This is a genomic window from Companilactobacillus zhongbaensis, from assembly GCF_003946515.1.
Classification (GTDB): domain Bacteria; phylum Bacillota; class Bacilli; order Lactobacillales; family Lactobacillaceae; genus Companilactobacillus; species Companilactobacillus zhongbaensis.
This window is the reverse complement of record NZ_RHOM01000035.1, coordinates 1-22,667: the sequence shown is the minus strand read 5'-3', so window position 1 is coordinate 22,667 and position 22,667 is coordinate 1. Positions and strand designations below refer to the sequence as shown.

General features: G+C 39.8%; 24 protein-coding genes. 15 read left to right on the top strand and 9 right to left on the bottom strand.

Annotated elements, in window-relative coordinates; genetic code table 11:
* Positions 1-1,013: 1,013 nt before the first annotated feature.
* Positions 1,014-1,226: a hypothetical protein gene (locus tag EKM69_RS10750; RefSeq protein ID WP_125710934.1), complete on the top strand. Its 213-nt coding sequence runs from the start codon at positions 1,014-1,016 to the stop codon at positions 1,224-1,226.
* Between the two features lie 462 nt (positions 1,227-1,688).
* Here EKM69_RS10750 and EKM69_RS10745 read toward each other — a convergent pair whose 3' ends face one another.
* Positions 1,689-4,025 carry an HAD-IC family P-type ATPase gene (locus EKM69_RS10745; protein ID WP_125710932.1) on the bottom strand — a complete coding sequence of 779 codons (2,337 nt, stop codon included), beginning with the start codon at positions 4,023-4,025 and terminating at the stop codon, positions 1,689-1,691.
* 97 nt (positions 4,026-4,122) lie between these two features.
* On the opposite strand from EKM69_RS10745, the gene EKM69_RS10740 reads away from it, so the two are divergent.
* The 3 genes from EKM69_RS10740 to EKM69_RS10730 are packed head-to-tail and all read left to right on the top strand — an operon-like array spanning position 4,123 to position 5,973.
* A complete protein-coding gene (locus EKM69_RS10740) occupies positions 4,123-4,785 on the top strand; it encodes an HAD hydrolase-like protein (protein WP_125710930.1) in 663 nt (220 codons plus the stop codon).
* Between the two features lie 2 nt (positions 4,786-4,787).
* Positions 4,788-5,603, top strand: coding sequence for a hypothetical protein (locus EKM69_RS10735; RefSeq protein WP_125710927.1), 816 nt, complete (start codon positions 4,788-4,790; stop codon positions 5,601-5,603).
* Positions 5,604-5,619: 16 nt separating this feature from the next.
* Complete coding sequence (locus tag EKM69_RS10730) at positions 5,620-5,973, top strand: iron-sulfur cluster biosynthesis family protein (protein WP_125710926.1); 354 nt, start codon at positions 5,620-5,622, stop codon at positions 5,971-5,973.
* A gap of 103 nt (positions 5,974-6,076) precedes the next feature.
* Here the strand turns inward: EKM69_RS10730 and EKM69_RS10725 are convergent, their stop codons facing one another.
* Together EKM69_RS10725 and EKM69_RS10720 are read right to left on the bottom strand one after the other, a co-directional pair.
* A complete protein-coding gene (locus EKM69_RS10725) occupies positions 6,077-6,403 on the bottom strand; it encodes a hypothetical protein (RefSeq protein WP_125710924.1) in 327 nt (108 codons plus the stop codon).
* Positions 6,404-6,407: 4 nt separating this feature from the next.
* Positions 6,408-7,013, bottom strand: coding sequence for a hypothetical protein (locus tag EKM69_RS10720; protein WP_125710922.1), 606 nt, complete (start codon positions 7,011-7,013; stop codon positions 6,408-6,410).
* Between the two features lie 327 nt (positions 7,014-7,340).
* Here EKM69_RS10720 and EKM69_RS10715 point away from each other — a divergent pair, with 327 nt between their 5' ends.
* The 3 genes from EKM69_RS10715 to EKM69_RS10705 all read left to right on the top strand — a co-directional run bounded on the left by EKM69_RS10715 (position 7,341) and on the right by EKM69_RS10705 (position 9,557).
* Complete coding sequence (locus tag EKM69_RS10715; RefSeq protein ID WP_125710920.1) at positions 7,341-7,823, top strand: hypothetical protein; 483 nt, start codon at positions 7,341-7,343, stop codon at positions 7,821-7,823.
* A gap of 668 nt (positions 7,824-8,491) precedes the next feature.
* Positions 8,492-9,061, top strand: coding sequence for a hypothetical protein (locus tag EKM69_RS10710; protein ID WP_125710918.1), 570 nt, complete (start codon positions 8,492-8,494; stop codon positions 9,059-9,061).
* Complete coding sequence (locus EKM69_RS10705; protein ID WP_125710916.1) at positions 9,054-9,557, top strand: hypothetical protein; 504 nt, start codon at positions 9,054-9,056, stop codon at positions 9,555-9,557. The genes EKM69_RS10710 and EKM69_RS10705 overlap by 8 nt, the downstream gene beginning before the upstream one ends.
* A 29-nt stretch (positions 9,558-9,586) precedes the next feature.
* On the opposite strand, the gene EKM69_RS10700 is transcribed toward EKM69_RS10705, so the two are convergent.
* Both EKM69_RS10700 and EKM69_RS10695 read right to left on the bottom strand, forming a co-directional pair.
* Positions 9,587-11,008 (bottom strand): hemolysin family protein, encoded by a 1,422-nt coding sequence (locus EKM69_RS10700; RefSeq protein ID WP_125710914.1) that lies wholly within the window; start codon positions 11,006-11,008, stop codon positions 9,587-9,589.
* Positions 11,009-11,079: 71 nt separating this feature from the next.
* Positions 11,080-12,168 (bottom strand): CAP domain-containing protein, encoded by a 1,089-nt coding sequence (locus tag EKM69_RS10695; RefSeq protein ID WP_125710912.1) that lies wholly within the window; start codon positions 12,166-12,168, stop codon positions 11,080-11,082.
* A 178-nt stretch (positions 12,169-12,346) separates the two neighbouring features.
* Between EKM69_RS10695 and EKM69_RS10690 the strand changes: the two genes are divergently transcribed.
* On the top strand, positions 12,347-13,006 hold the full coding sequence (locus EKM69_RS10690; RefSeq protein WP_125710910.1) for a MerR family transcriptional regulator: 660 nt from the start codon (positions 12,347-12,349) through the stop codon (positions 13,004-13,006).
* Between the two features lie 755 nt (positions 13,007-13,761).
* Here EKM69_RS10690 and EKM69_RS10680 read toward each other — a convergent pair.
* Positions 13,762-14,622: a MurR/RpiR family transcriptional regulator gene (locus EKM69_RS10680; RefSeq protein WP_125710906.1), complete on the bottom strand. Its 861-nt coding sequence runs from the start codon at positions 14,620-14,622 to the stop codon at positions 13,762-13,764.
* Positions 14,623-14,758: 136 nt separating this feature from the next.
* Between EKM69_RS10680 and gnd the strand changes: the two genes are divergently transcribed.
* The 3 genes from gnd (at position 14,759) to EKM69_RS10665 (ending at position 18,656) form a co-directional block, all read left to right on the top strand.
* Positions 14,759-15,658, top strand: a complete 900-nt coding sequence (gene gnd / locus EKM69_RS10675; RefSeq protein ID WP_125710904.1) for a phosphogluconate dehydrogenase (NAD(+)-dependent, decarboxylating) — start codon at positions 14,759-14,761, stop codon at positions 15,656-15,658.
* Positions 15,659-15,681: 23 nt separating this feature from the next.
* The gene (gntK, locus tag EKM69_RS10670; protein ID WP_125710902.1) at positions 15,682-17,232 is read left to right on the top strand and encodes a gluconokinase; all 1,551 of its coding nucleotides are present in this window, start codon (positions 15,682-15,684) and stop codon (positions 17,230-17,232) included.
* 71 nt (positions 17,233-17,303) lie between these two features.
* Complete coding sequence (locus EKM69_RS10665; RefSeq protein ID WP_125710900.1) at positions 17,304-18,656, top strand: gluconate:H+ symporter; 1,353 nt, start codon at positions 17,304-17,306, stop codon at positions 18,654-18,656.
* 254 nt (positions 18,657-18,910) lie between these two features.
* On the opposite strand, the gene EKM69_RS10660 is transcribed toward EKM69_RS10665, so the two are convergent.
* A complete protein-coding gene (locus tag EKM69_RS10660) occupies positions 18,911-19,153 on the bottom strand; it encodes a hypothetical protein (RefSeq protein WP_164505930.1) in 243 nt (80 codons plus the stop codon).
* A gap of 135 nt (positions 19,154-19,288) precedes the next feature.
* On the opposite strand from EKM69_RS10660, the gene EKM69_RS10655 reads away from it, so the two are divergent.
* Positions 19,289-19,702, top strand: coding sequence for a fluoride efflux transporter FluC (locus EKM69_RS10655; protein WP_125710896.1), 414 nt, complete (start codon positions 19,289-19,291; stop codon positions 19,700-19,702).
* 11 nt (positions 19,703-19,713) lie between these two features.
* Here the strand turns inward: EKM69_RS10655 and EKM69_RS10650 are convergent, their stop codons facing one another.
* A complete protein-coding gene (locus EKM69_RS10650; RefSeq protein ID WP_125710894.1) occupies positions 19,714-20,109 on the bottom strand; it encodes a winged helix-turn-helix transcriptional regulator in 396 nt (131 codons plus the stop codon).
* 74 nt (positions 20,110-20,183) lie between these two features.
* Positions 20,184-21,365: an MFS transporter gene (locus EKM69_RS10645; RefSeq protein WP_125710892.1), complete on the bottom strand. Its 1,182-nt coding sequence runs from the start codon at positions 21,363-21,365 to the stop codon at positions 20,184-20,186.
* 121 nt (positions 21,366-21,486) lie between these two features.
* On the opposite strand from EKM69_RS10645, the gene EKM69_RS10640 reads away from it, so the two are divergent.
* From EKM69_RS10640 to EKM69_RS12555, 3 genes are all read left to right on the top strand, one after another.
* Positions 21,487-21,828 (top strand): fluoride efflux transporter FluC, encoded by a 342-nt coding sequence (locus tag EKM69_RS10640; RefSeq protein WP_125710936.1) that lies wholly within the window; start codon positions 21,487-21,489, stop codon positions 21,826-21,828.
* A 74-nt stretch (positions 21,829-21,902) separates the two neighbouring features.
* On the top strand, positions 21,903-22,265 hold the full coding sequence (locus EKM69_RS10635) for a DUF805 domain-containing protein (RefSeq protein WP_164505929.1): 363 nt from the start codon (positions 21,903-21,905) through the stop codon (positions 22,263-22,265).
* A gap of 206 nt (positions 22,266-22,471) precedes the next feature.
* On the top strand, positions 22,472-22,667 hold a 196-nt coding region (locus EKM69_RS12555; protein WP_225423882.1), incomplete at its 3' end, for a helix-turn-helix domain-containing protein.

Sequence of the window (22,667 nt, the reverse complement as noted above, 5' to 3'; positions counted from 1 at the left end):
GATATTTTTGACGAATTTATAAAAGCATTACCCAATCGCCTGATCAGGCTCTTGGATAATGCTTCATGATGTTAAAAAACTATTTGATTGTACCCAACCTCAACATACGAATGAGTTGAGGGCTATTTTCGTGCTTTCAACCTTTAGTTGTTAATTTTAATTTGTCTCTTAATATATATGCAATGGCATATATGACATCTTTTTCTTTTTATACTTGGTTGAGATCACTTGTGATGTTTTATTTATCGCTTTTTGATATTTGATTAGCGGTTTTCTAATTTAAATTATAAAATCTAATAATATGCAACCGATTGTATCGGTGTGGGTGAGCGCTTTTTTATGTAACTTTATTTAAAATTATAAATAATTAGACAATTTTTAATTTACTTTTTCACTAAAAGATATTATTATAATTATAAACCTAACTGGTGCGAAAAGAGGGTACTTGCCTGACGAACTTGCCATGAGTTCTCGGCTTCCCTTACATCATGGTTTAGATCGATCTTTCAATGCTGGTTTCAACCCATCCTTCATGTTTCTTCCGTTTTGTTGGATAGTAAGCCATTCAACATGTGGTTTGAATCTGTTGGTACTTCACTCCTCTTGTTAAGTAATGAAAATAGATTGCCGCTGGAAGAAACTTTCCCCCTACCAGTTTTGATAGATTGATCGCTCACCAATTTTTAATTGGTAAAGATCGTGACACCCCCATAGTATTGATATATGACCATAAATTCGTAATTCCTCCCACGAGACTGATAAGTGTTTATACTCATCAATACTACGCCGATCTTTTAAAAGCAGATGCCCCCATCCAGCATCTGCTTTTTGTTTTGCTTTTTTTGAGTTAAGGTGGGGCATTGTAGTTATTATTCAGAATCAAATTGATTATATATTTGTATTTTTTGAAAAAGAATTTCTTACCAGAATAGAAAGATGCAATATTTGCATCTAGTTTTTCACCAACACATAATAGCCTCGAGAGAGAAAGAAATGCAGAATCGAGGCACATAATGACCGGCAAAAAATATTTGTCCTTTGAAATTGCCTTGGGAATCCTATTAACAGCAACAATAATCCTATTTTTAGTCAACAAAAACAAAACCGAAGCAATCTTCGCAGCAGTAGCAACAATGATAGCAGGAGGGGCACTGTTTTACTTCAAAATGGAAGACCACTTAAAAAAGAGAGAAGCAAAGAAAAGAAAAATGCACCTAGATAAATAGAAAAACAAAAGATTCAAAACAGTTGAACCGAAACAACATAACAAAAAATGATGATTCAAAATAACAAACAAGCTCAAGGTATGGATTTTTTGCTTTTGGTCCTACTATTAAGGAGAAACCTGAGATAGACAAGTGAGAAATAGGACGAGCAAAAAGTGCCGATTTAACCAATAAAAATCGGTAAAACTCAAAAAAAAAGAGAATTGATTGTCAACCAACCTAGGTGGAGGGGCGGGGCGCTATATGGGTTCAGCTGTGAAATTATTCTTAGCGGTTTACCGCTTAGAATAAGACTCGTATTTGAAATGCCCGAGCGAACTTCTCGGGTAGTTCAAATCGACGTCCACAGCGTTCCAATCCCATATAGCGCCCCGCCTCGGAACCGGCAGTGAACCACTAACCAAACTACCACCACTATCTCACGCAAAAAAAATAGCAGACAACCAATTGTCTGCTAAAAAACTACTTCCAATTAATTTTGGAGAACACTCTTCTGCCCAGCACCTCACGCATGAACATAAACAAAGGCCAAGCAACCAGAACAATAGAAACATAAATAAAAGTAAACCGGAGATCAAAGATGCTCTGCAGTCCAAACAGTTTATCAGAATAAGTAAATGCGATGACAAACAGCAGCATCGAAACCCCGATCATGATTTTTTTCCGGATGATCAATGGGTTACTGATCGAGACTAGGGCACAATAGCCAATGATCCCGATGGCAAAGACCGACATGGTCGATCTTGATTTGTAGCTGAGATTAGCCCAGCCACCGATTCCATTGATGATCAGTAAGAGCGTGATGTTACAAATGGCAGCTGGTAAGGCGATTTCCATGACGTTTCGCATGAATCTTCCTGCTGGTGGCCGATAGTTTGGTTCTAACGCTAGGATGAAGGTTGGGATACCAACGGTCAAGGCATTGACTGGCGTTAGTTGTGACGGCTGGAATGGATAACCTGTGCCTAAGAAGATGAAGACGATCGACAAGACTACTGAATAAATCGTTTTGATCAAGTAAAGTGAAGCGACACGTTCGACGTTATTGATAACTCGTCGACCTTCATTGAGCATGAAGATCATTGAGTCAAAGTTACGGTTCAATAAAACGAAGTCAGCTGATGCTTCGGCGGCGTCACTTTCACCGGCAACGGCAATGCTACAGTCTGATTGGCGCATGGCCAAAACGTCGTTAACACCATCACCAGTCATACCGACAGTCAAACCGTTATCTTGCATGGCTTTGATTAGGTCGGATTTTTCCTTCGGACGGACACGACCAAAGACGCGATATTTATCGACTAATTCGCGATAGTCAGCATCTTCTGGCACTGTGCTCATATCGATGTAACTGTCAGACTTGTCGATCCCAGCTTGGGTAGCAACGTTTGAAACAGTCACCGGATTGTCACCAGAAATGATCTTCAAGTCGATCCCTTGGTTCTTCAAATATGAAAAAGTCGATTTGGCTTGTTTTCTGACTTCATCGGAAATGAAGATCAAGCCTAATAATTGTTGCTGGTTATCTTTCGTTTGTAAAACGGCGATGACCCGGAAACCTTTTTCCGCAGCTTTTTTAACGGCGGTGTTTGTTTCTTCAGTTGGATCGTCGATAATGAATTCTGGGGCGCCCATCGTGTACTTTGTACCACTGGCTCCGATGTAGCCGGAGTATTTTGTTTCCGATGAAAAAGGTATGATTTCTTTGACTTTGTCATCGAAAGTTTGCGATTTCAGTTTCATGATCGCCTGTGCGGTGGCATTCGTCTCTTGAGTCACCTTGACGATAGTTGCGGCGACCTCTTTGACGAAGCTCTCACTGACATTATTTTGAGGTATGACTTTTTTGACAGTTAATTTACCAGTTGTGATCGTTCCAGTTTTGTCCAAACAAAGGGTATTGACCCGTGCTAAGGTCTCGATCGCGTTCAAGGAACGGACTAAGATCTTGCGCTTGGACAAGTTGTAAGCACCAGTTGCTAAAGCGACAGCGGTCAAAAGGACCAATCCTTCGGGGATCATGCCGATAACTGAGGCGGAAGTTCCTAAGATAGAAGTGGCAACGTTGCCATTTTGCGAATAAGAACGGAAAAATAAAATTAAGCCAATTGGGACGATAGTATATGTTAAAATCTTGATAATATTATTTATAATTTTCATCAAGATACTCTCGGAACCCTTTTCTTGGCTAACAGCGTTTGATAGCTTAGAAACAAAGCTATTCATCCCGACTTGGGTCAGTTGGATCTTGGCTAATCCGGCCACGGCAAAACTCCCTGAAAAAACCGAATCACCGACATTTTTCTCGATCGTGTCTGATTCACCGGTAATGCTCGATTCATTCGTCTGCAAGCCGTTTTCGGACACGATGATACCGTCGGCTGGAATAGTGTTCCCACGCTTTAGTAAGACGATGTCATCTTGAACTAATTCATCAATAGGGACTTCTTGTTCTTGACCGTTTCGGACCACAACAAATTCTTGCTCATTGACCAAGTTGATCTTATCAACCGTGAGCTTAGCTCTGATCTGTTGGAAACTTCCGATAATAATATTGGCCAAGACTGGTCCGAGGAAGAATAAATTCCGATATGAACCAGTCCAACCGATCAACAAAGCAATGACCAAGTTTAGCAAATTGAATAATGTAAAAATATTATCTGCCAAAATTTGCGGTATTGAGCGAGACAGCTTTTTGATCTGAACGTTAGTTAAACCTTGAGTTACCTTCTCTTGCACTTGTTCATCGGTTAGACCAGAATCGATATTAGTGTAATTTTCTGGTTTTTTAACTTTCATATTGACATACCTACGATAATTTGATTAAGCATTTTTTGGTGAAATGCCTTATACTTTATCTACTACTTAAAATCTAACATAAAAGGATGACTTATTTTTGAATAATTTATTTTTCGATTTAGATGGCACTTTAGTTAATTCCGAAAAGGGAATCATGAAGGGCCTGAAATACATGTACGAACATACTTTAGGCTATGTTCCGCACGATGACGCCACCCTCAGAAAATTCATCGGACCGACTTTCAGTTATTCGTTCAAAAAGTACGATAATATTGAAGTAAATGACCCGATCGCCAAAGAACGAATGAGATCATTTCGAGAATACTATGACGTTGAGGGCTGGAAAGAACTAACAGTCATCGATGGCGTGTACGAAATGCTTGAACAACTAAAGGACAGCGGCAAAGAAATTTTCGTGGCCACTTCTAAACCGGAAGTACATGCTAAGAATATTGTAGAACACTTTGGCATGAAACCGTACATCCGACACGTATTTGGTGCTTCAGATGACGAAGTAACGCGTTCATTGAAAGAAGATGTTATCTCGTATGGGATCGAGAAAACATCCGTAGATCTAAACTCTGACAATCTTGTTATGGTAGGGGACCGTAGCAGTGACGTTATAGGGGCTCACAAAAATAATCTAAAGGCAATAGGAGTAACATACGGTTTTGGGGACAAAGACGAACTTAGCCAAGCTTCATCTGATTGGATCGTCAACAAACCTTTAGAAATCGCTAAAATAGCTTTGGAGAATTAAACATGAGCAAATCAGTATACAACCGTCATGGTTTCACCCTAGTTTTATTATCGCTATGCTTGATGATCATCGTCTTCATGGGTATAACTTTGACAACAGTTTTAAACGGCAACTATGTCAAAAAAGTCGTCAGTAGTGACAGCAATGTCTCTCTGATCAAAAATTATACTAATCAGAAACTGGGCAGTATCGTAGACAGTTACACACCATTCAAAAACTTGTCATCAACACAACTCAGTTCCGACCAAGTCAAAGGTATCATCGACACTTCCGTGGATGAACTGTATGATGGCGACCCTAGTCTTACTATCGGCTCAGTCGTCTTGACTACGATCGGCGATAACATTAAGAAACAGGCGAAAGCTGACGGATTGAATATTGATACAGAAGTAGATGAAACGGTCGAAAGTAACCGTGGCATCATGGATCAAATCGTCAACAACGACATCGGACCCATCGATCAATCGCTGCAACATATCAAACAAATAAAACAATTTGTGAAAGCGTCTATCATGATAGCTGGTATCATTTTTGTGTTATTTGCAGTGCGATTATGGACCAAAGTCAAGTCGAAAAAACTATTTTTTCATCACATGGGAACAGTCGGAATCATTACAGCCATACTGCTTGCCATCGTCTTAGTCATCATCTATTATCCAATTGCAACATTCATCACAAGCAACGTAGAATACAATGTGAGGGATGTTTTGTATAATATACTCAACGGTATTTTCACAAGCTATATTTCAATCGTCTTCATGGTATTTATCTTAAGTATCATCGACTGGGGAAGTACCGCGAAATACAAATATAATTGATGAGGAGATTTTACATATGAAAATCGAAATTACTCCAGAAGCACAAGAAAAATTAGCAGATTACAAAGATAAGGCAATTATTCTAGACTTAGACGACGGAACAGGCCGTTTCTCAGGTGAAGGAGACTGTGCCTTGATCACAAAATTCCGCATCATCGCCGTAGACAAAGACGAAGACCTATCAGACTACAGCATCAAACTAGACAGTGACCTAGGAACGATCTACTACAAAGAAAGTGCTGAAGAATTCCTAAAACCAGGAATCAAACTACAAGTAAATCCAAAAACACAATTATTAGTATTCAAAAACGACTTCGAAACAATCGATAACAGCGTTAATATTATTGATTATGACCAGGTTAAGGCATAAAAAAGAGAGCGCAGGGAGATGGTCAGCTGCTGAGGATTAACGCGGGTGGTCGAACAAGGTGCTGCGAAGCGGTGCCTCGACCACCTGTGTTAACCGGAGGCCGCTATCTCCCGGAGCTCGTTTCCGCTATAAAGCGGGCAACGTTTGGTAACCAAAGTACCGAGGTTTGGCAACAAATCAAGAAACGTTTGGTAACCAAAATACCGAGTTTTGGCAACAAATCAAAGAACGTTTGGTACCCAAAATACCAAGGTTTGGTAACAAACAACCAAACCCAATAATCACCAAAAAAGTTAACGGGTAAAAGCCCCAAAAAGGAACTACCAAAAAAGTTGAGAACAGAACCAAAAGATCCATCCGGTATATAAAATAAACCACACAAAAAGAAGAGGCCACGCAAAACCCAGCGTAGCCTCTTTTTAGCATTCAATTAATTATTTATAATCAGCAGTCTTCCACCCAAACAAAGCACAACAAGGAACAGCAACCAATCCAATAATCCAAGCTAATTTCCAAATATTCCATGAAACAAACAACCTAATAAGGAATCCGCCAACAGTCATAATTACTCCAGAACTAAATGAAGTAACCGCCCCAACATGGCTGTCAACGATCCGACTATGAGAAACATAGTACTTATTTCCATAACCTCTGCGATAAGTTGTTTCACGAACCGGATGGTGTGTATCAGTAGCTTCATCAGCAAAGTCATCTTTACCGGTGATAAATCCCGAAAGGATATTTTCATGGCCTTCAAATAACCCCTCAGCAATGAATCCGATCAACGGTAGTTTCATCAAAAATTTGATGACGAATGGATAACAAACACTACAAGCAATCGTATATAACACCGAATGAATGAGAACAGCGTTGATGAAATAATCCATTGATATTGACATATCCATGTTTGGAGGATAAGCCATGTAAGCTAGATGGTTCGGAATATGTTTAAAAGTGTAAAAAACCCCAATGAAAGTTGGCCAGGTTAAAAGATCATACCATTTGAATCCTCTAAATAACCATTTAATCAATTTAAACATAAGCAGCTCCTACTCCGTCGTGATTTCATAATCACCATAGCAAGCAGAAAATGGACTATCAAATGTGGAAAAATTTTTTAAAAAAATAAATGAAAATTGTTTTAAGAGCTCGATTAACTAGTAACAGTAATGTTTATAATGTAAGTCACTTTTGATCGGCAGATAATAAATGAAAGCATCGTTTGTTGATACATCAATGATGTAGCCAAATAAGTGAGAATTAAAAAGAAATTTTTCCAGATGACAATATTTATAATTAAATTTATACTAATGCTAAAAAAGGGATAACGGGGAGCTGAAAACGTGGATTATTATACATTGCAAAATATGACCGATATATTAAACGATGCCGGTTGTGGATACAGCAAGAGGACCATCACTTATTGGATAGATGCATTTAACACAGAAAAACACATTGAGGAATATGGTGCACCTAGAAAAAGCGAACATGGGAATCAAAATAAAAAACCGATCGAATATCCAGAATTTTGGTTTGGTGCAGTCATTGATGAGCATTTTACAGATATACATGATCGAATCTATGAATATCAGGCAGCAAAAAATGATGGTCGAGTGGATCAAGAAGATATGAACGATTTTGAAATAATCAAAGAACAATATAGTTTGAATGGTCATGAATTCATGCAGATGGAAGCAGAGCAACTTTTTAAAAACGAAGATAGGTATCACGAACTTTTGAAAGAAATCGTTGTTAAGGCACTTAACATAAATACGGGTGCATTATACGAAGATATCATGGCTGATGAGGTCAGTGATAATTTGTTGGATTATGTTGACCGTCCTGATTAGGGATGGGTTTAGATTGGATTTATTTTTTGGACAACGTCTGGATGGCGTTGTCTTTTTTTATGGGTAAATGTTTTGGTAAGTAGCTTAATTTCGTTACTGTATTACATGTTGATGATTTTGATTTTTATCCTCAAGAAGGTAGAACGTCCTCCTGGTGACGGTGACAACTTGTTTAGTGACAATGGATGTGTTAATGAATTGGTTCTCAAATATGCAGTAATAAAACAGCACTTTCCATTTTTGTTGATTAATAATGCAGTGGTTTGGATAGTGCTTTTTATTATTATCCTCAAGGATGCTGAAACGAGCTCCGCGAGGTAGCGGCCTCCGGTTAACACAGGTGGTCGAGGCACTGCTTCGCAGCACCTTGTTCGACCACCCGCGTTAATCCTCAGCAGCTGAACAACCTCGCTACGCTGTCTGTGTTTATTAAGAAAATTATAATTGAAAATTTACGCTTTACCGCTAAAATCCCAATATATCAACAAAACAATTATTTTTTCCAAGGCTGACCCCCAAAATACACATCCAATAAATGAAACGCTCAATCTCAACTGCCATCAATAATCTTCCAAAATAACGCCTTTTATAATTGAAATTAACCGCCGTGACACCAGTCATATCAAGGGATATACTGATTTCGAAATCAAGAAAGGGAGGCCTTCAACATGGAAGACTTTGATGAAAAAGTATACGACACAGATGGGATGAATTTTTACACTATTTCTGAGATGACTAGTATTTTAAATGATTTTGGTTGTGGCTATAACAAGAAGACTATTGCCAACTGGATCAATGATTTTCAGACTGATGAACATTTCCAAAAATATGGCGAGCCTCGTAAGCGCTCATTCGGGACTCAAAATAAAAAGCCGATGGAATATCCGCAAGTTTGGTTTGGTGCAGTCATCGATGAGCATGACAGTGACATTCGTGATCGGATTTTTGAACATGCACAGGTTCACGGATCGATTTATGGGGATGCCACTGATGAGCCTAATGATTTAATCGACTACACCCAATTTATGGAAAATTACAGTTTGTCGGGATACGAATACATGCAAGAAGAGGGACAACGGTTATTTGAACGAGAAGACAAGTTTAATGAGACGGTTATAAACATTGCAGCTGAGGTGTTAAACGTCGACATCGCCAAGTTGGAAGGCGATATTTACGATGAAAATGTCTCTAAAAATCTGCTTGATTACGTTCGAACGGGAAGTGAAGCCGATGAATAAGGAAACTCCAGCATACTTAAGTTTTGCAGAAATGGCCGATATTTTAAAAAGCTATCATTGTGAGATCAGACCTGAATTGCTCGAAAAATGGGTCGATTGCCTCGATTTTAAAAAGTTATCGCGAACCCACGGACCAGTCCAGGTCAGCTGGGACAAAGGAAATGTCAAAACACGTTTTCCTAGACCTTGGTTTGCCAATTTGCTAGACCAAAACCGAGACTGGATCCATGAACAGATCGTTCAATATGATCAGCAAAACGACTTTAACGATAGTAAAAATCGGGAACAAGACTTGTACAATCGTTATAGCAACGGTGAGCTTGAGCCAGGAGTGGTTTCGGCAGAACTGGAAAAAGCTGTCGACGATGAAGTCCAACATCAATTAGTTCGCCTCGCTTTGATCGCCTTATCAGTCGACTTGGATCGATTGTACGAGGATGCCGCTCGTGATGCGATAAATCCTAATATCTTGACGTATTTAGGACCAAAAAAATAACGTGATGCAAAACTGCATCACGCTTTTTTCTATTCTTCAGAATCTTTGTTATTTGAATGTTCTTTAGTGTCATCTTTTAAATCATCAATTGTTGTCAACGAAGCTAAATTATCATCTTTGGCAACTTGTTCTTTATTGATCGAAACCTTGAACCAGTTAGCGAATCCGTGCTCGAATTCAGCAACCTGGAAGTGGAAATTATCGAGATCAAATTCAGAATTTTGCCCGATGTTAGGGAATTGTTCCAAGATGTAACCACCAACGGTGATAATATCTGATTCTTGGAACTCCTTGATGTCAGTCCGGAAGTAACGTTCAAAGTCGTATAAAGTAGTTTTACCAGAAACGTTGTAAGTTCCGTCTTCATTTTTGATGATGTATTCGTCAGAAACGACATCAATCTCATCTTTAACGGTACCAAACAACTCTTCGTAAATATCTTTGTCAGTGACGATACCACTAGTACCACCGTATTCATCGACTACGATGACGATAGGAGTCTGCTTTTTGATCATCTTCGATAAGATATCTTGAATTGGCATTGTTTCTGGAACGGTGTTGACTGATCTTAAGATCCGACTAATGCCAACAGAACCATCGACTTGGTTTTGACGAACGATATCATAAGCATAAACGTAACCGAGGATCTTATCTTTATCGTTATCGGCTACAACTGGGAATCGGGAGAAACCTTGTTGTAAGTAGTCTTTAATCACGTCATTGACCTTATCGGTAATATCGACCACGTAAAGGCTAGTCCGGTCGACCATGATATCCTTAGCAACTTTGTCGTTTAATTCGAAAGCACGTTGCATGAAGACAACGTCGTTTTGATCCATGTCTCCACCTTGAATGGAAGACTTGGATAAGTTAAGGATCTCTGACTGTGAAAAAACTTGGTTTTCAGAATCAGCTGGTTGCATACCCATTAAACGAACAATCCCGTTTGATGATGAATTCAATAACCAAACGAATGGGTAAGTAGCTAAATGGAAAAATCTCAATGGATTAACGACTAACATTAACATTTGCAGTGGACGGTCGATTGAAATGTTCTTAGGAACGATCTCGGTAAGAACCACTTCAAAGTAAGTCAAGAGAAGCACACCAACAACGGAACCGATGATGTGTAGGCCAGATGAGTTGACCATGTGAGCCATACCAAAGAATTCTACTAATAAGTATTCAATGGTTCCTTCACCGATCCAACCTAAGATAATACCAGCGATACTAGTACCAACTTGGGTCGTTGATAAGTACTCGTTGAGATTATTAACCATGTTTAAAGCACGTTGTAATTTTTTAGGGTTACCGTTACCCTTTTCGATAGCGTCTTCTAACAGACTGGGTCGAGTTTGAACTAAAGCAAACTCAGCGGCAACACAGAAGAAAGCGAATATGAAGGTAATTAATATGATTATAAAATTACCTGTGATCGTTGAACTTGACAATTATTGAACCTCTTTTCTAGTTAAGAAGGATTATACACCAAAGAAAAGCCGACTGGAGTCGGCTTTAACAATTAATTACTATTTATAGAACTATTTTCTGAAAAAGTTTTGAATGTATAAGTATAGCTTGGCATAGAACTTGAATTTAGTCCATTAATAGTAACTTGATATTCAGAGTGATCGTTGATAGTTAAAGTCGTTGGTGGCAAGAAACTAATCACTGTTTTGGAGTAAGCTTGACTACCAGAATAACTAGGTACGACTGTCCCAGTTGTTCCGTTAGTTAGGTTGGTAACAGTAATCGTAGTATTGTCAGTAACTAGATCAGCATCTTTAGCGAAAGCGACTGACCAAGGCAAAGCCTTATCGTCTTGGAGTTCTTCAACAGGGAAGACACCTTGACTAGGATAAGTAACGACATTTTGACTTGGCGTGTTGTATTGATCGGGCGTATTAGCAACTAATAAACTAGCGTAAGTGCGACCAGTATCAGATTTAGCCATACCAACACCGATTTTTGACAAATAAGGTGATAGCAACCAAGCTCGGTGACCAGTATCAAAACCATCGATATTAGTATTGTCGATGATCAATTCTTTAACTAAAGAACCTAAAGTTGATGGAAAGCCAAAGTATAGGTCACTTTGAGAAGTGCCTAAAATAGCTCGATTCCAGTAAAGGTCAGAAATATCTTGTGGCTGTGTCGTACCTTTTAAACCGTGTTGATTAGTGTATGGATCGGATTGTGCATAAGCCATCACAGCAGAAGCAATTTGCGCTAAATCGTTCGAATCAGAATTGCTATTGATTGCAGGAAGGCCGGAAAGTGCACGGTAGTAATTTACCCAAGCAACAACTTTTTGAATTGCGGTCGAATTCAATGCTCCAGTAGCAAAGGGAGCTGTCGTACTAGGGATAGTGGCATAAATATCACTGATCGAATTGTTAGAACCAAGTAGCTCTGCATATTCAGCTTGTAATTTATTGATCGTGGCCTGTTCTTCAGCAGTGTACGCCGTGGAATCTTGATCCGTCGGAACTGCAGTAGAAGAAGTAAGTGCCGCTTCAGTAGCTGCATAAGTAGTCGAAGCTGGAGCAGAAATACTCATTGCCATCAAAAGGGCAACGGCCGATTCTAGTAACAATCGATGTTTCTTCATATGATTTCTCCTCGAAATGGATTTACTCTTATATTATAACGAAAAAATGTGTAAAATTATATGATAGTAGTGCCACATCATAATTATTTTTATTTTAGGGGCAGGTTTGATTTAATTAGTTGATATAATGTGACATAATTTTTATAATTGTAATGATATCTAACTTGGGGGAATCGTTTTGACAAATACAAAGGATACTAAATTTTTAACGCCGGCTCAGGCAGCCGAAATATTGGGGATCAGTGTTGCCACACTGCGTAAATACTCTTTAATTGTCGAACATTCAACGAATAATACCGGCTATTTTGAGAGAAACAAGCAAAATAACCGTCTATACACACAAAAGAATCTTGACGACTTTTCCAAGATGGTTGAATTAGGACACGGTCCAAAGATGACTTTACAATCCGCAGCCAAACAAATCTATCCCGTTTCTGAAGCAGTAGAAGAAACAGCAGGAGACAGCAGCAACGGAACGCACAACGCCCAAGTTGCCAACCTAGAAAACACCATCAAAGAACTACGGGCAAACATAGATCAACAAGACCGCGTAATCCAAAACTTAAGTAGAAAAATAATCAAACTACAAGAGCAAAATCCATCAGACGAAAAAATGGACAGCGAAGACGCAGAAAAACTAGAAAAAGAAAAGAAATACCAAGAACACCTACAAAAAGCCCGCGAAGCCAAAGTCAAAAAAGAAAAAGCCGACGCAGAAAACAAAGCCAAGGCAGAGGAAAAAGAAGAATCCGGAGAAGATGCTTCAATAGACACATTGGCCAACATGCAAGTTAACAGTGAGAAGAAATCTCATTGGTGGGATAGGTTTATAAAATAGAGAGCGGAGGCACACGGGTAGCTGCTGAGGATTAATGCGGGTGGTCGAACAAGGTGCGGCGAAGCCGTGCCTCGACCACCTGTGTTAACCGGAGGCCGCTGTGTGCCGGAGCTCGTTTCCACTATAAAACGGGCAACGTTTGGTGAAAAAATAGCCCGTTTGGCAACAAAACAAAAGAGCCGTAGCATAATCAAAAAACAGGGACAGAAAAAAAGAAAACCAAAGCACCAGGTTTTTGACTCCCTCAAAAGCAACAAAAATAAATAATCAAATCAAAAAAATAACAATCCGAGGAAAAAATCCAAGGATTGTTATTTTTTTTACACGTAATTTAATATCAACCGATGATAACCCCCAAAAAAGTAAAACAGATAAATCGAGAAGCAAACATCGTAAGAACCAAGAAAAAAATAAACACACAAATCCAAACCACAGCAAGTTTGCACAAACAAACTAAGTACCGTATCCATACCAAAAAAGATGATTGTTGCAACCTTAGGTTCAGCGGGGGATGGAGAGAATTCGACCGTCAGCCATGAAATTTTACTTGGCAATTTATTGCCTAGTAAAAGGCCCAGCTGTGAGATGTCCGGGTGGTCTTCCCGGATAGCTCAGAGTGGTGCCCATGGCGTTCCACGGTCGCAATTCTCGGAATCCCCCGCTGAACCGGCAATGAACCATCACCCAAAATATAACCTCAAAAAAATACCAAAACAAAAAGACAGCAAAAACATGCTGCCTTCATCTCACAAAACCTAGCTTTCCTGATGGTTTCTCCGTGTAAGATTGATAGTTTTCCGTATTTCCTTAAACACAGTACTAGTCTGCTTAGCATCATGCACAGCAGTAATCATAAACAAAGTATCAACCAAAGAAATCTGCGAAATAATCGCATGCAAAGCCTCATTTTGATACTGAGTCTCGTCCGAAATCGACAATAAACTAACATCGACTTGTGCGGCCAAAGCCGAATTGCCGTAACTAGTAATACCGATCACCGGAACATGATTTTTTTTCAGCTCGGAAACGATCTGCAAAGTATCGCGATTTTTACCACTATGGGAAATAACCACAGCACAATCCTGGTCACTCATCTTCGTTGCCATCATCAGTTGCATATGAAAATCAGCTACATAGTAAGCTTTTTTATCAGAACGCAAGAACTTGTGGAAACCATCTTGAGCGACGATACCAGAAGCACCAAGTCCGAAAAAGCCGATCGAATCACTCTTATTGATCAGTGATGTGGCAGCTTCCAATTGGCGTTCAGTCAAAACTTTTTCAGTCGCTTTTAAAGTCGACATGTTTCCGTTGAAAATCTTTTGCGTCATCGTGAGATACGAATCATTAGCGGTAATGTCTTGAAAGAGCGAATCAGTTGAATCTGAGCTCGAAGTGATTAAACTTAGCTTGAAATCTTGAAAATTTTTGAAGCCAAGCATTTTTGCAAATCTGGAAATTGACGAGATCGAAACTGAACAACTTTTGGCTAAAGCGTTGATAGTAAGGCTTGAATCAAAGGTTGGGTGTTCCAAGATATAGTCGGCAATTTCCTTATATGAACCTTTTAAATTTTGGTAATAGCTTTGTATAACATAATTTATATTTTTTGCCATATCCTTACTCCCTGTAAATATAAAATAACATAATAACGTCAAATAAGAAAATCTTTTTCCAAATATAAGTTGATTGTTGAAAAAAGTTTTCGTATAATAAATTTTGTTGAAAACAATTACACAGGAGATGTTATTGATGAAATTAGCCATGATTGGTTTAGGTAAGATGGGAATCAACCTAACAGAAAACTTAATTAGAAATAAAAACGAAGTCGTAGCCTTTGATTTGAACGAAGATTCAAAAGCTGACGCAAAGAAATTAGGCGCTGAAGTCGCTGATGATCTAAAGGATTCCGTTGCAAAACTCGATGCACCTAAAATTGTTTGGGTAATGTTACCAGCCGGTAAACCTACTAATATGACAATTGATCAATTGAGTGAATTGCTTGATGAAGGCGATATCGTGATTGACGGTGGAAATAGTTTTTATGAAGATTCACTTCGCCACAATGAAATTCTTAAGAAAAACAAGATCAACTTCTTGGACTGCGGAACTTCAGGTGGTATGAGTGGAGCAAATCATGATGGTAACTTCATGATCGGTGGCGATGACCCTGAAATCTTTAAATATATCGAACCAATTTTTGAAGGAATTGCTCAAAAAGACGGTTACCTATACACTGGTAAAGCCGGTAGTGGTCATTACTTGAAGATGGTCCACAACGGTATCGAATACGGAATGATGCAATCGATCGCCGAAGGATTCGACGTTTTGGAACATAGTGAATTCGATTATGACAACGAAGCAGTTGCTAAAGTTTGGTCAAACGGATCAGTTATCCGCGGTTGGTTGATGGAATTAGCTGAATCAGCCTTTTCTAAGGATGCTAACCTTGATGAAATTAAAGGTGTTATGCATTCTTCAGGTGAAGGTAAATGGACATTAGACGAAGCCTTGAAACTTCAAGTTCCAACACCAGTTATCGCTTTATCACTAATGATGAGATATCGTTCAATGGAAGATGATACTTTCACAGGTAAAGTAGTTGCAGCACTTAGAAATGAATTTGGCGGCCACGACGTCGAGAAGAAGTAGTTACGTAACAGGAGGAATTTCTTATGGATTATATGATCGGTGCCGATATCGGTACAACTAGTACCAAAGCAGTTTTATACGATATGAAGGGTAAAGTTATTGCTTATGCAAATAGTGGCTACCAATTGTATCAAGACACACCAGACATGGCTGAAGAAGATCCAGAAGATATCTTCGACGCCATCGTTGAAGTCCTCGGACAAGTTATGCGTAAAGGAAAAGTTAAACCTGGTGAACTAAAGGGTGTTTCATTTTCTTCAGCTATGCACAGTTTGATCTTGATGGACGAAAACGACCAACCATTAACTAGAGCAATCACATGGGCTGACAATCGTGCAGCTAAATATAGTGAAGAATTGAAAGACAACGGTTTGGGTGCTGAGATCTATGCCAAGACTGGTACTCCGATCCATCCGATGGCTCCACTTTCTAAGATGCTTTGGTTGAAAAACGACAAGCCAGAACTTTTCAATAAAGCTAAAAAGTTTATCGATTTGAAGACTTACGTCTTTTTCCGTTTGTTCGGCGAATACAAGATGGAATATTCAATCGCTTCAGCTACAGGAATGTTTAACATTTTTGACCTTAAGTGGGAACCACAAGCACTTGATCTACTAGGTATTACTGAAGATCGTTTACCACAATTAGTTGAACCAACTGATTCGATCAAAGGTATCAACGAAAACTATGGCAACTTGCTAGGTATCGGCGAAGATGTACCATTTGTCTTCGGTGCTAGTGATGGTGTGCTATCAAACTTAGGTGTTAACGCAATTGATCCTGGTGTTGTTGCTGTTACGATTGGAACTTCTGGTGCTGTTCGTGTAGTAGTTGACAAGCCAGTCGTTGATCCTAATGGTCGCTTGTTCTGTTACGCCTTGACTAAAGATAAATGGGTCGTTGGTGGACCGGTTAATAACGGTGGTATCGTTTTCCGTTGGGTCCGTGACCAATTATTTGCTCCAGAAAAGATCACTGCCGAACAAATGCAAGTTTCTTCTTACGACATTTTGACGCAGATCGCCGAAAAGATCCCTGCAGGATCAGACGGCTTATTGTTCCACCCATACTTAGGTGGCGAACGTGCTCCGATCTGGAACGCTTATGCAAGAGGTTCATTCTTTGGCCTTACGAGACAACATACTCGTGCCCACATGGTCCGTGCAGCTCTTGAAGGAATCGTCTACAACTTATACATGGTTATGCTCATGATCGAAGGGGTTGCTGGCAAGCCTAAGAGTATCCAAGCTACAGGTGGATTTGCTCGTTCAGAACTTTGGAGACAAATGTTAGCTGACATTTTTGAACAAGATGTTACTATTCCTGAAAGTTTTGAAAGTTCATGTTTAGGAGCTGCTGTTCTAGGAATGTATGCCTTAGGCTACATCGACGACTTATCAGAAGTTAAGAACATGGTCGGTGTTACTAACGTTCATCATCCTGATGAAAACAACTTTGCAGTATATCGTGAATTACTACCAATTTGGATCCGTCTTTCAAAGATCTTGGCACCAGAATACAAGAGTATTGCTGAGTTCCAGAAGAAGAACATGAAGGAACGCCCTGAAAAATAAATAACTCGTCCTCGGACGAGTTTTAATATCGTCATATATGAAAGCGATTACTATTATAGGAGGATTATCACATGCCATTTGTCGTGTTAGTATTGGGAATTGCCTTACTATTATTCCTGATCATTAAAGTAAAGTTAAATACTTTCGTTTCATTAGTCGTAACGTCTTTCGCTGTTGGTGTTGGACTAGGATTACCTTTAACTAAGATTGCCACGAGTGTTCAAGATGGTATCGGAAGTCAATTGGGAGAACTTTCGATCGTCTTCGGTTTCGGTGCAATGCTTGGTCGTTTAGTTGCCGATGCCGGCGGTGCTTACCGGATCGCCCACACTTTGATTCAAAAATTCGGTCGTAAGAGATTGCAACTTGCCATTGTTTTAGCTTCATTTATCATTGGTATTGCTTTGTTCTTCGAAGTCGGAATGGTTTTATTAGTTCCTATCGTCTTCGCTATTGCTATGGAAGCTGGAGTTTCAATTCTTTACCTCGGAATTCCAATGGCTGCCGCATTGTCCGTAACTCACGGATTTTTGCCACCACATCCAGCTCCAACTGCTATTAGTGCCGTGCTTGGTGCTAGTGCTGGACACGTTTTACTTTATGGTATTATCGTGGCTATTCCAGCTGTTATCGTTGCTGGACCACTTTACACAAAGATCGCTGAAAAATGGTTGCCAGATGCATTCCATCGTAAGGGTAATTTAACAGCATTAGGTCCTCAAAAAGAATTTACACTTGATGAAACTCCTGGTTTTGGAATTTCAGTATTAACTTCATTGTTTCCAGTACTATTGATGGCTATTACTACTATTTACCAATTGTTATTCAATGGTGGTAGCTTACCAAAGCATCCTAGTACTTTAGATTCAATTATCGCTTTCATTGGTACACCTGCCGTTTCAATGACAATTTCATTGTTAGTTGCTATGTACACAATGGGTTGGGCAAGAAGATTCAAGACTCCACAAATTATGAAGTCGGTTGAAGAAGCCGTTAAATCAATCGCCATGCTACTACTAGTTATCGGTGGTGGTGGTGCCTTCAAACAAGTATTGATCGATGGTGGCGTTGGGGATGCCGTTATGAACGTATTCTCAGGCACAAGCCTCTCACCATTAATTCTTGGTTGGTTAATCGCCGTTGTACTAAGAGTTGCTTTAGGTTCAGCTACGGTTGCTTCATTGACTGCTGCTGGTTTAGTTCTACCTTTGATGACATCCGCTGGTGTTAACCCAGCCTTGATGGTGCTTGCTGTCGGTGCTGGTTCACTTGCTGCATCTCACGTTAATGATGCTGGTTTCTGGATGTTTAGAGAGTATTTTGATTTGACTATTAAGGAAACTTTGCTTACTTGGACAGTGCTAGAGACGTTGATAGCTATTGTTGGTCTTTTAGGCGTGCTTGTGCTTAGTTTGTTTGTATAGGTTTTATGTTTTATTTTGCATCATCTTCCTTTGTTCGAGGGTGATGTTTTTTTGTTTTGGTTGTTTTGAAGGGGGGTTCATTGCCGGTCCTGTGGGGGATTCCGAGAATTGCGACCGTGGAACGCCATGGGCACCACTCTGAGCTATCCGGGAAGCCCACCCGGACATCTCACAGCTGGGCCTTTTACTAGGCAATAAATTGCCAAGTAAAATTTCATGGCTGACGGTCGAATTCTCTCCATCCCCCACAGGACCTAAGTTGGTCGCAAGCCTAAATTTTTGGTGGGGGTACGGTACTTATTTTTATTGTGGTATGTTGTTTTGGTTTTTTTGTCCGTTTCTACTTTTTCTGGTGGTATCGGGCTTTTTTTGGTTTCTATCTTTTTCTGTTTTGTTTCGGTGAACGGCTCTTTTTCTTTTTTTGCTCCTGTTTTGTTTGCTGGGTCGTGTTTTGTTGTTTTGTTGGTCGCTTTTGTTTCGCTCGATGGCTTTGCCATCATTGCTGGATTTGTCTTTATATTTTGTTCATGTTGTTTTATTTTTTGGTATTCTTATAAGTATTCAATATTTTCTTTGTACTATTTTTTTTGATTAACTTTGTGATTTACTTTTATTAGATCTGGGGTGATTTTTTGAAGCATTTGATTTCGTTTTTGGCTGTTTTTGTTGGGGCTTTGTTTGGTGGCGGCTTTCGTTATTTGATTGGATTGGCTTTTGGTGGGGGTTCTGGGTTTCCTTTTGGTACTTTGTTTGTTAATTTGACTGGGGCTTTTTGTTTGCCTTTGCTGATTCATTATTTGCATGATCGGTTTGAGCTTTCTGATGGATTGGTTTTGTCGCTTTCTTCTGGAGTTTTGGGTGCTTATACTACTTTTTCTACTTTTACTGCTGATGTTTTTCGGTTGTTTTCTGGTGGGGAGTTTGTTTTGCTTGGGCTTTATTTGATTTTGTCTATGGTTGGTGGTTTTTTGCTGGCTTTGTTGGGGAATTATTTGGCTGCTTTTTTGGCTCATCGGGAATTTTGGGGTAATAAAAAAGCCGACTAATGTCGACTTTTTTAGCCTAATTTGGTTGTTTCTGGGTCGGTGGAAATTTCTGAGTCTTGATCTAGTAGGATGATCGATTCTCCATTGTCTCTTCTGCGTTTGATGTCTTCTTCGCCCCAGTGGCACAATTCGGTTAGGAGATTATTTAAGGTTTTGCCGTAATCTGATAATGAGTATTCTACTTTTGGTGGTACTTGTTCGTAGACTTTACGGTTGACGATGCCTGATGCTTCTAATTCTCTTAGTTGTTCCGTTAAGACTTTTTGGGTGATGTTGGGGATCACTCTGCGTAGTTGGCCAGTTCTCATGGTGCCTTTTTTTAGGTGACAAAGGATCAATGGTTTCCATTTGCCTCCGATGATGTCGATGGTGGCTTCTACGCCAATGTTATAAATACATTGTTTCAAGGTGATTCCTCCTCATGCTAACGACTCACAATTAAAATTATATTAGCATGATACTTAAAAAATAGACAGGATTATCACTTTTGTGTGGCGACGGTTTTCATTAAGTAAAAAATTAATCCGATGCCAATGACTAGCATGGCGATGCCCATCCAGGGTGTGATGGCAATCATTTCATTTGAGGCTGCAAAGCCACCTAAAGTCGATCCGATGATGATGCCGATGTTGAAGGCGGAAATGTTTAGAGCTGATGCTAGATTGATCTCTGTTGGTGTAAGTTCTTCTGCAAGCTGTAGCATGTAAAGTTGCAAGCCAGGGACGTTCATGAAGGCGAACAAGCCCATGAGCATTACGGCAATTAGTCCAAAGTAGTGAGTATTCAAACTGATCCAGACTAAGAATAAGGTTACGCCTAAACCAACAAACATTTTTAGTAGGGCTTTTAGCGGTTTAACGTTAGCCAAACGTCCACCTACGGTATTGCCGATGGCTACTGCTAGTCCGTAGACTACTAAGATGATAACGATGGCACCTTCCGACCAACCCATTTGTTCACTCAAGATCGATGAGATATAAGTGTAAACGGGGTAGGTTGCTCCGTATCCTAGGGCAGTGATCAAGATGATCAAGATTAATTTTGGCTGTTTGAGGATACGAATGAATCCTTTGGCATCACTTGGTTGTGATTTGGATAAGTTATTTGGAACTAAGATCCAACTGCCGATTAGGCCGATGATTCCTAGTAAAACTAAGAAGATAAACGATGAACGCCAGTTTAAAATTTGACCGATGTAGGTCCCTAAAGGAACACCCGTCACGGTCGCAACGGTCAAGCCGGTAAACATGATGGCGATGGCTGAGGCACGCTTGTTAGGTGCGACGACATCGGCTGCCAAGACAGATGCAATGGTCATGAACAATCCGTGAGCTAAGGCCGAGATGATCCGACCGGCTAATAAGATGATAAAAGTTGGTGCGATAGCTGCTATCGTGTTACCGATGATGAAACTGATCATGATGGCTAATAATAAGTTTTTTCGATTGAATTTTGTAGTCAGTGTTGTCAAGATCGGTGCGCCAAACATGACACCCATCGCGTAAAGCGACACGGTCAAGCCTGCTTGTGCGATGCTGACGTTAAATGATTTGATGATCAGTGGCATGATACCGACACTGATAAACTCGGCACTACCGATGGCAAAGGCACTGATTGCTAAAGCCATTAATGTCCAAGTTGCTGAAATTTTTGTATTTTTCATATTTGCCTCCCTAAATACTTTTTTAAATGACAAGGACTAAGTATAAGGGCTGGTAAAAATTAAACAATTACGCACTTTAAAGTGGGATAGGTACGGAAAAGTACCTATGGGAGATGATGAGATGAACGTAGTTATCGTAGCATTAGGAGCTTCAGTAGGCGCGTTTGTTCGCAATGAACTGACACAAGCTTCGCGAAAAATTAAAATTGATTTTCCTTGGATGACTTTATTGATCAATGTGATCGGTTCGTTTATTTTGGGACTAGTTACTGCTAAAATTAGTGATAATGCTTTATTATTGTTTTTAGGTACTGGGCTTTGCGGTGGTTTTACTACTTTTGGGACGTTTAATTTTGAGCTGAGTCAGCTGTGGTTTCAGAAGCGATATTTCCGCTGCTTTGTTTATTTTTGTTTGTCTTATTTGCTTGGTATTTTTGGTTTTGTTTGCGGAATAATTCTTTAATAATTTAAGAGGTTAATATGAAAAAAGATGTTTGGAATGAGAGTGGACGTCCTGGGATCTACCGGTCCACTAAGTTGTTTTATAAGAATTTGTTTGTTGGTGCTTCCCGTTCTGGGCGCGCTGATTTTTGGTTTGGATTTTTGGGGTCGGCTTTGGTTTCTGCTGCTTTGATTGCTGTTTTGGTTTTGATTTTGTTTGTTTTGCCGATTTCTGATTGGTATTTTAGTGCTGTTTGTGGGGTCGGGATGGCGCTTTGTTTTGGCTATTTTTTGATTGCTTTGTTTAATGGGGCTATTAGGCGGTTGCATGATGCTGGGCATCGGGCTTGGTGGATGCTTTTGTTGTTGATTCCTACTTTTGGTTTGATTGTTTTGGTTATTTTGCTTTGTTCGCCGCAGAAGGATGATAGTTCTTTTCCTCGGGTTGTATCGGAGTGATTTCTTGATGTGATGGAGTTGTGCGGACAGTGTCGTTTTGCTTGGACGGAGCTTTGTTTGCTGGTAGGGATAGAGGTAGTAGTTTGTGTGTGTGGTTCACTGCCGGCTCCGGGGCCCGGGGATACAGCCACTGGAACGCTGCCGGCTGCTACAATTGTTTTAACCGGAAGAATGATAAACAAGAACGAGTCCGGGAGACGATAACAATGAGTAAGAAAAATAAGAAGACCCCTTTCGAAATTAAGAGAAAGGTAGTGGAACGTGTATTCAATGGAGAGAGTCGGAGAAGTGTCGGTATAGATATGGGCTTCTCTAGTACAGCTATATCGCAGTGGGCATTAGTAGCCCAACAACACGGTATAGCTGCTCTTGGAATGCAGGTAGAGACGGCAAACAAGAGTG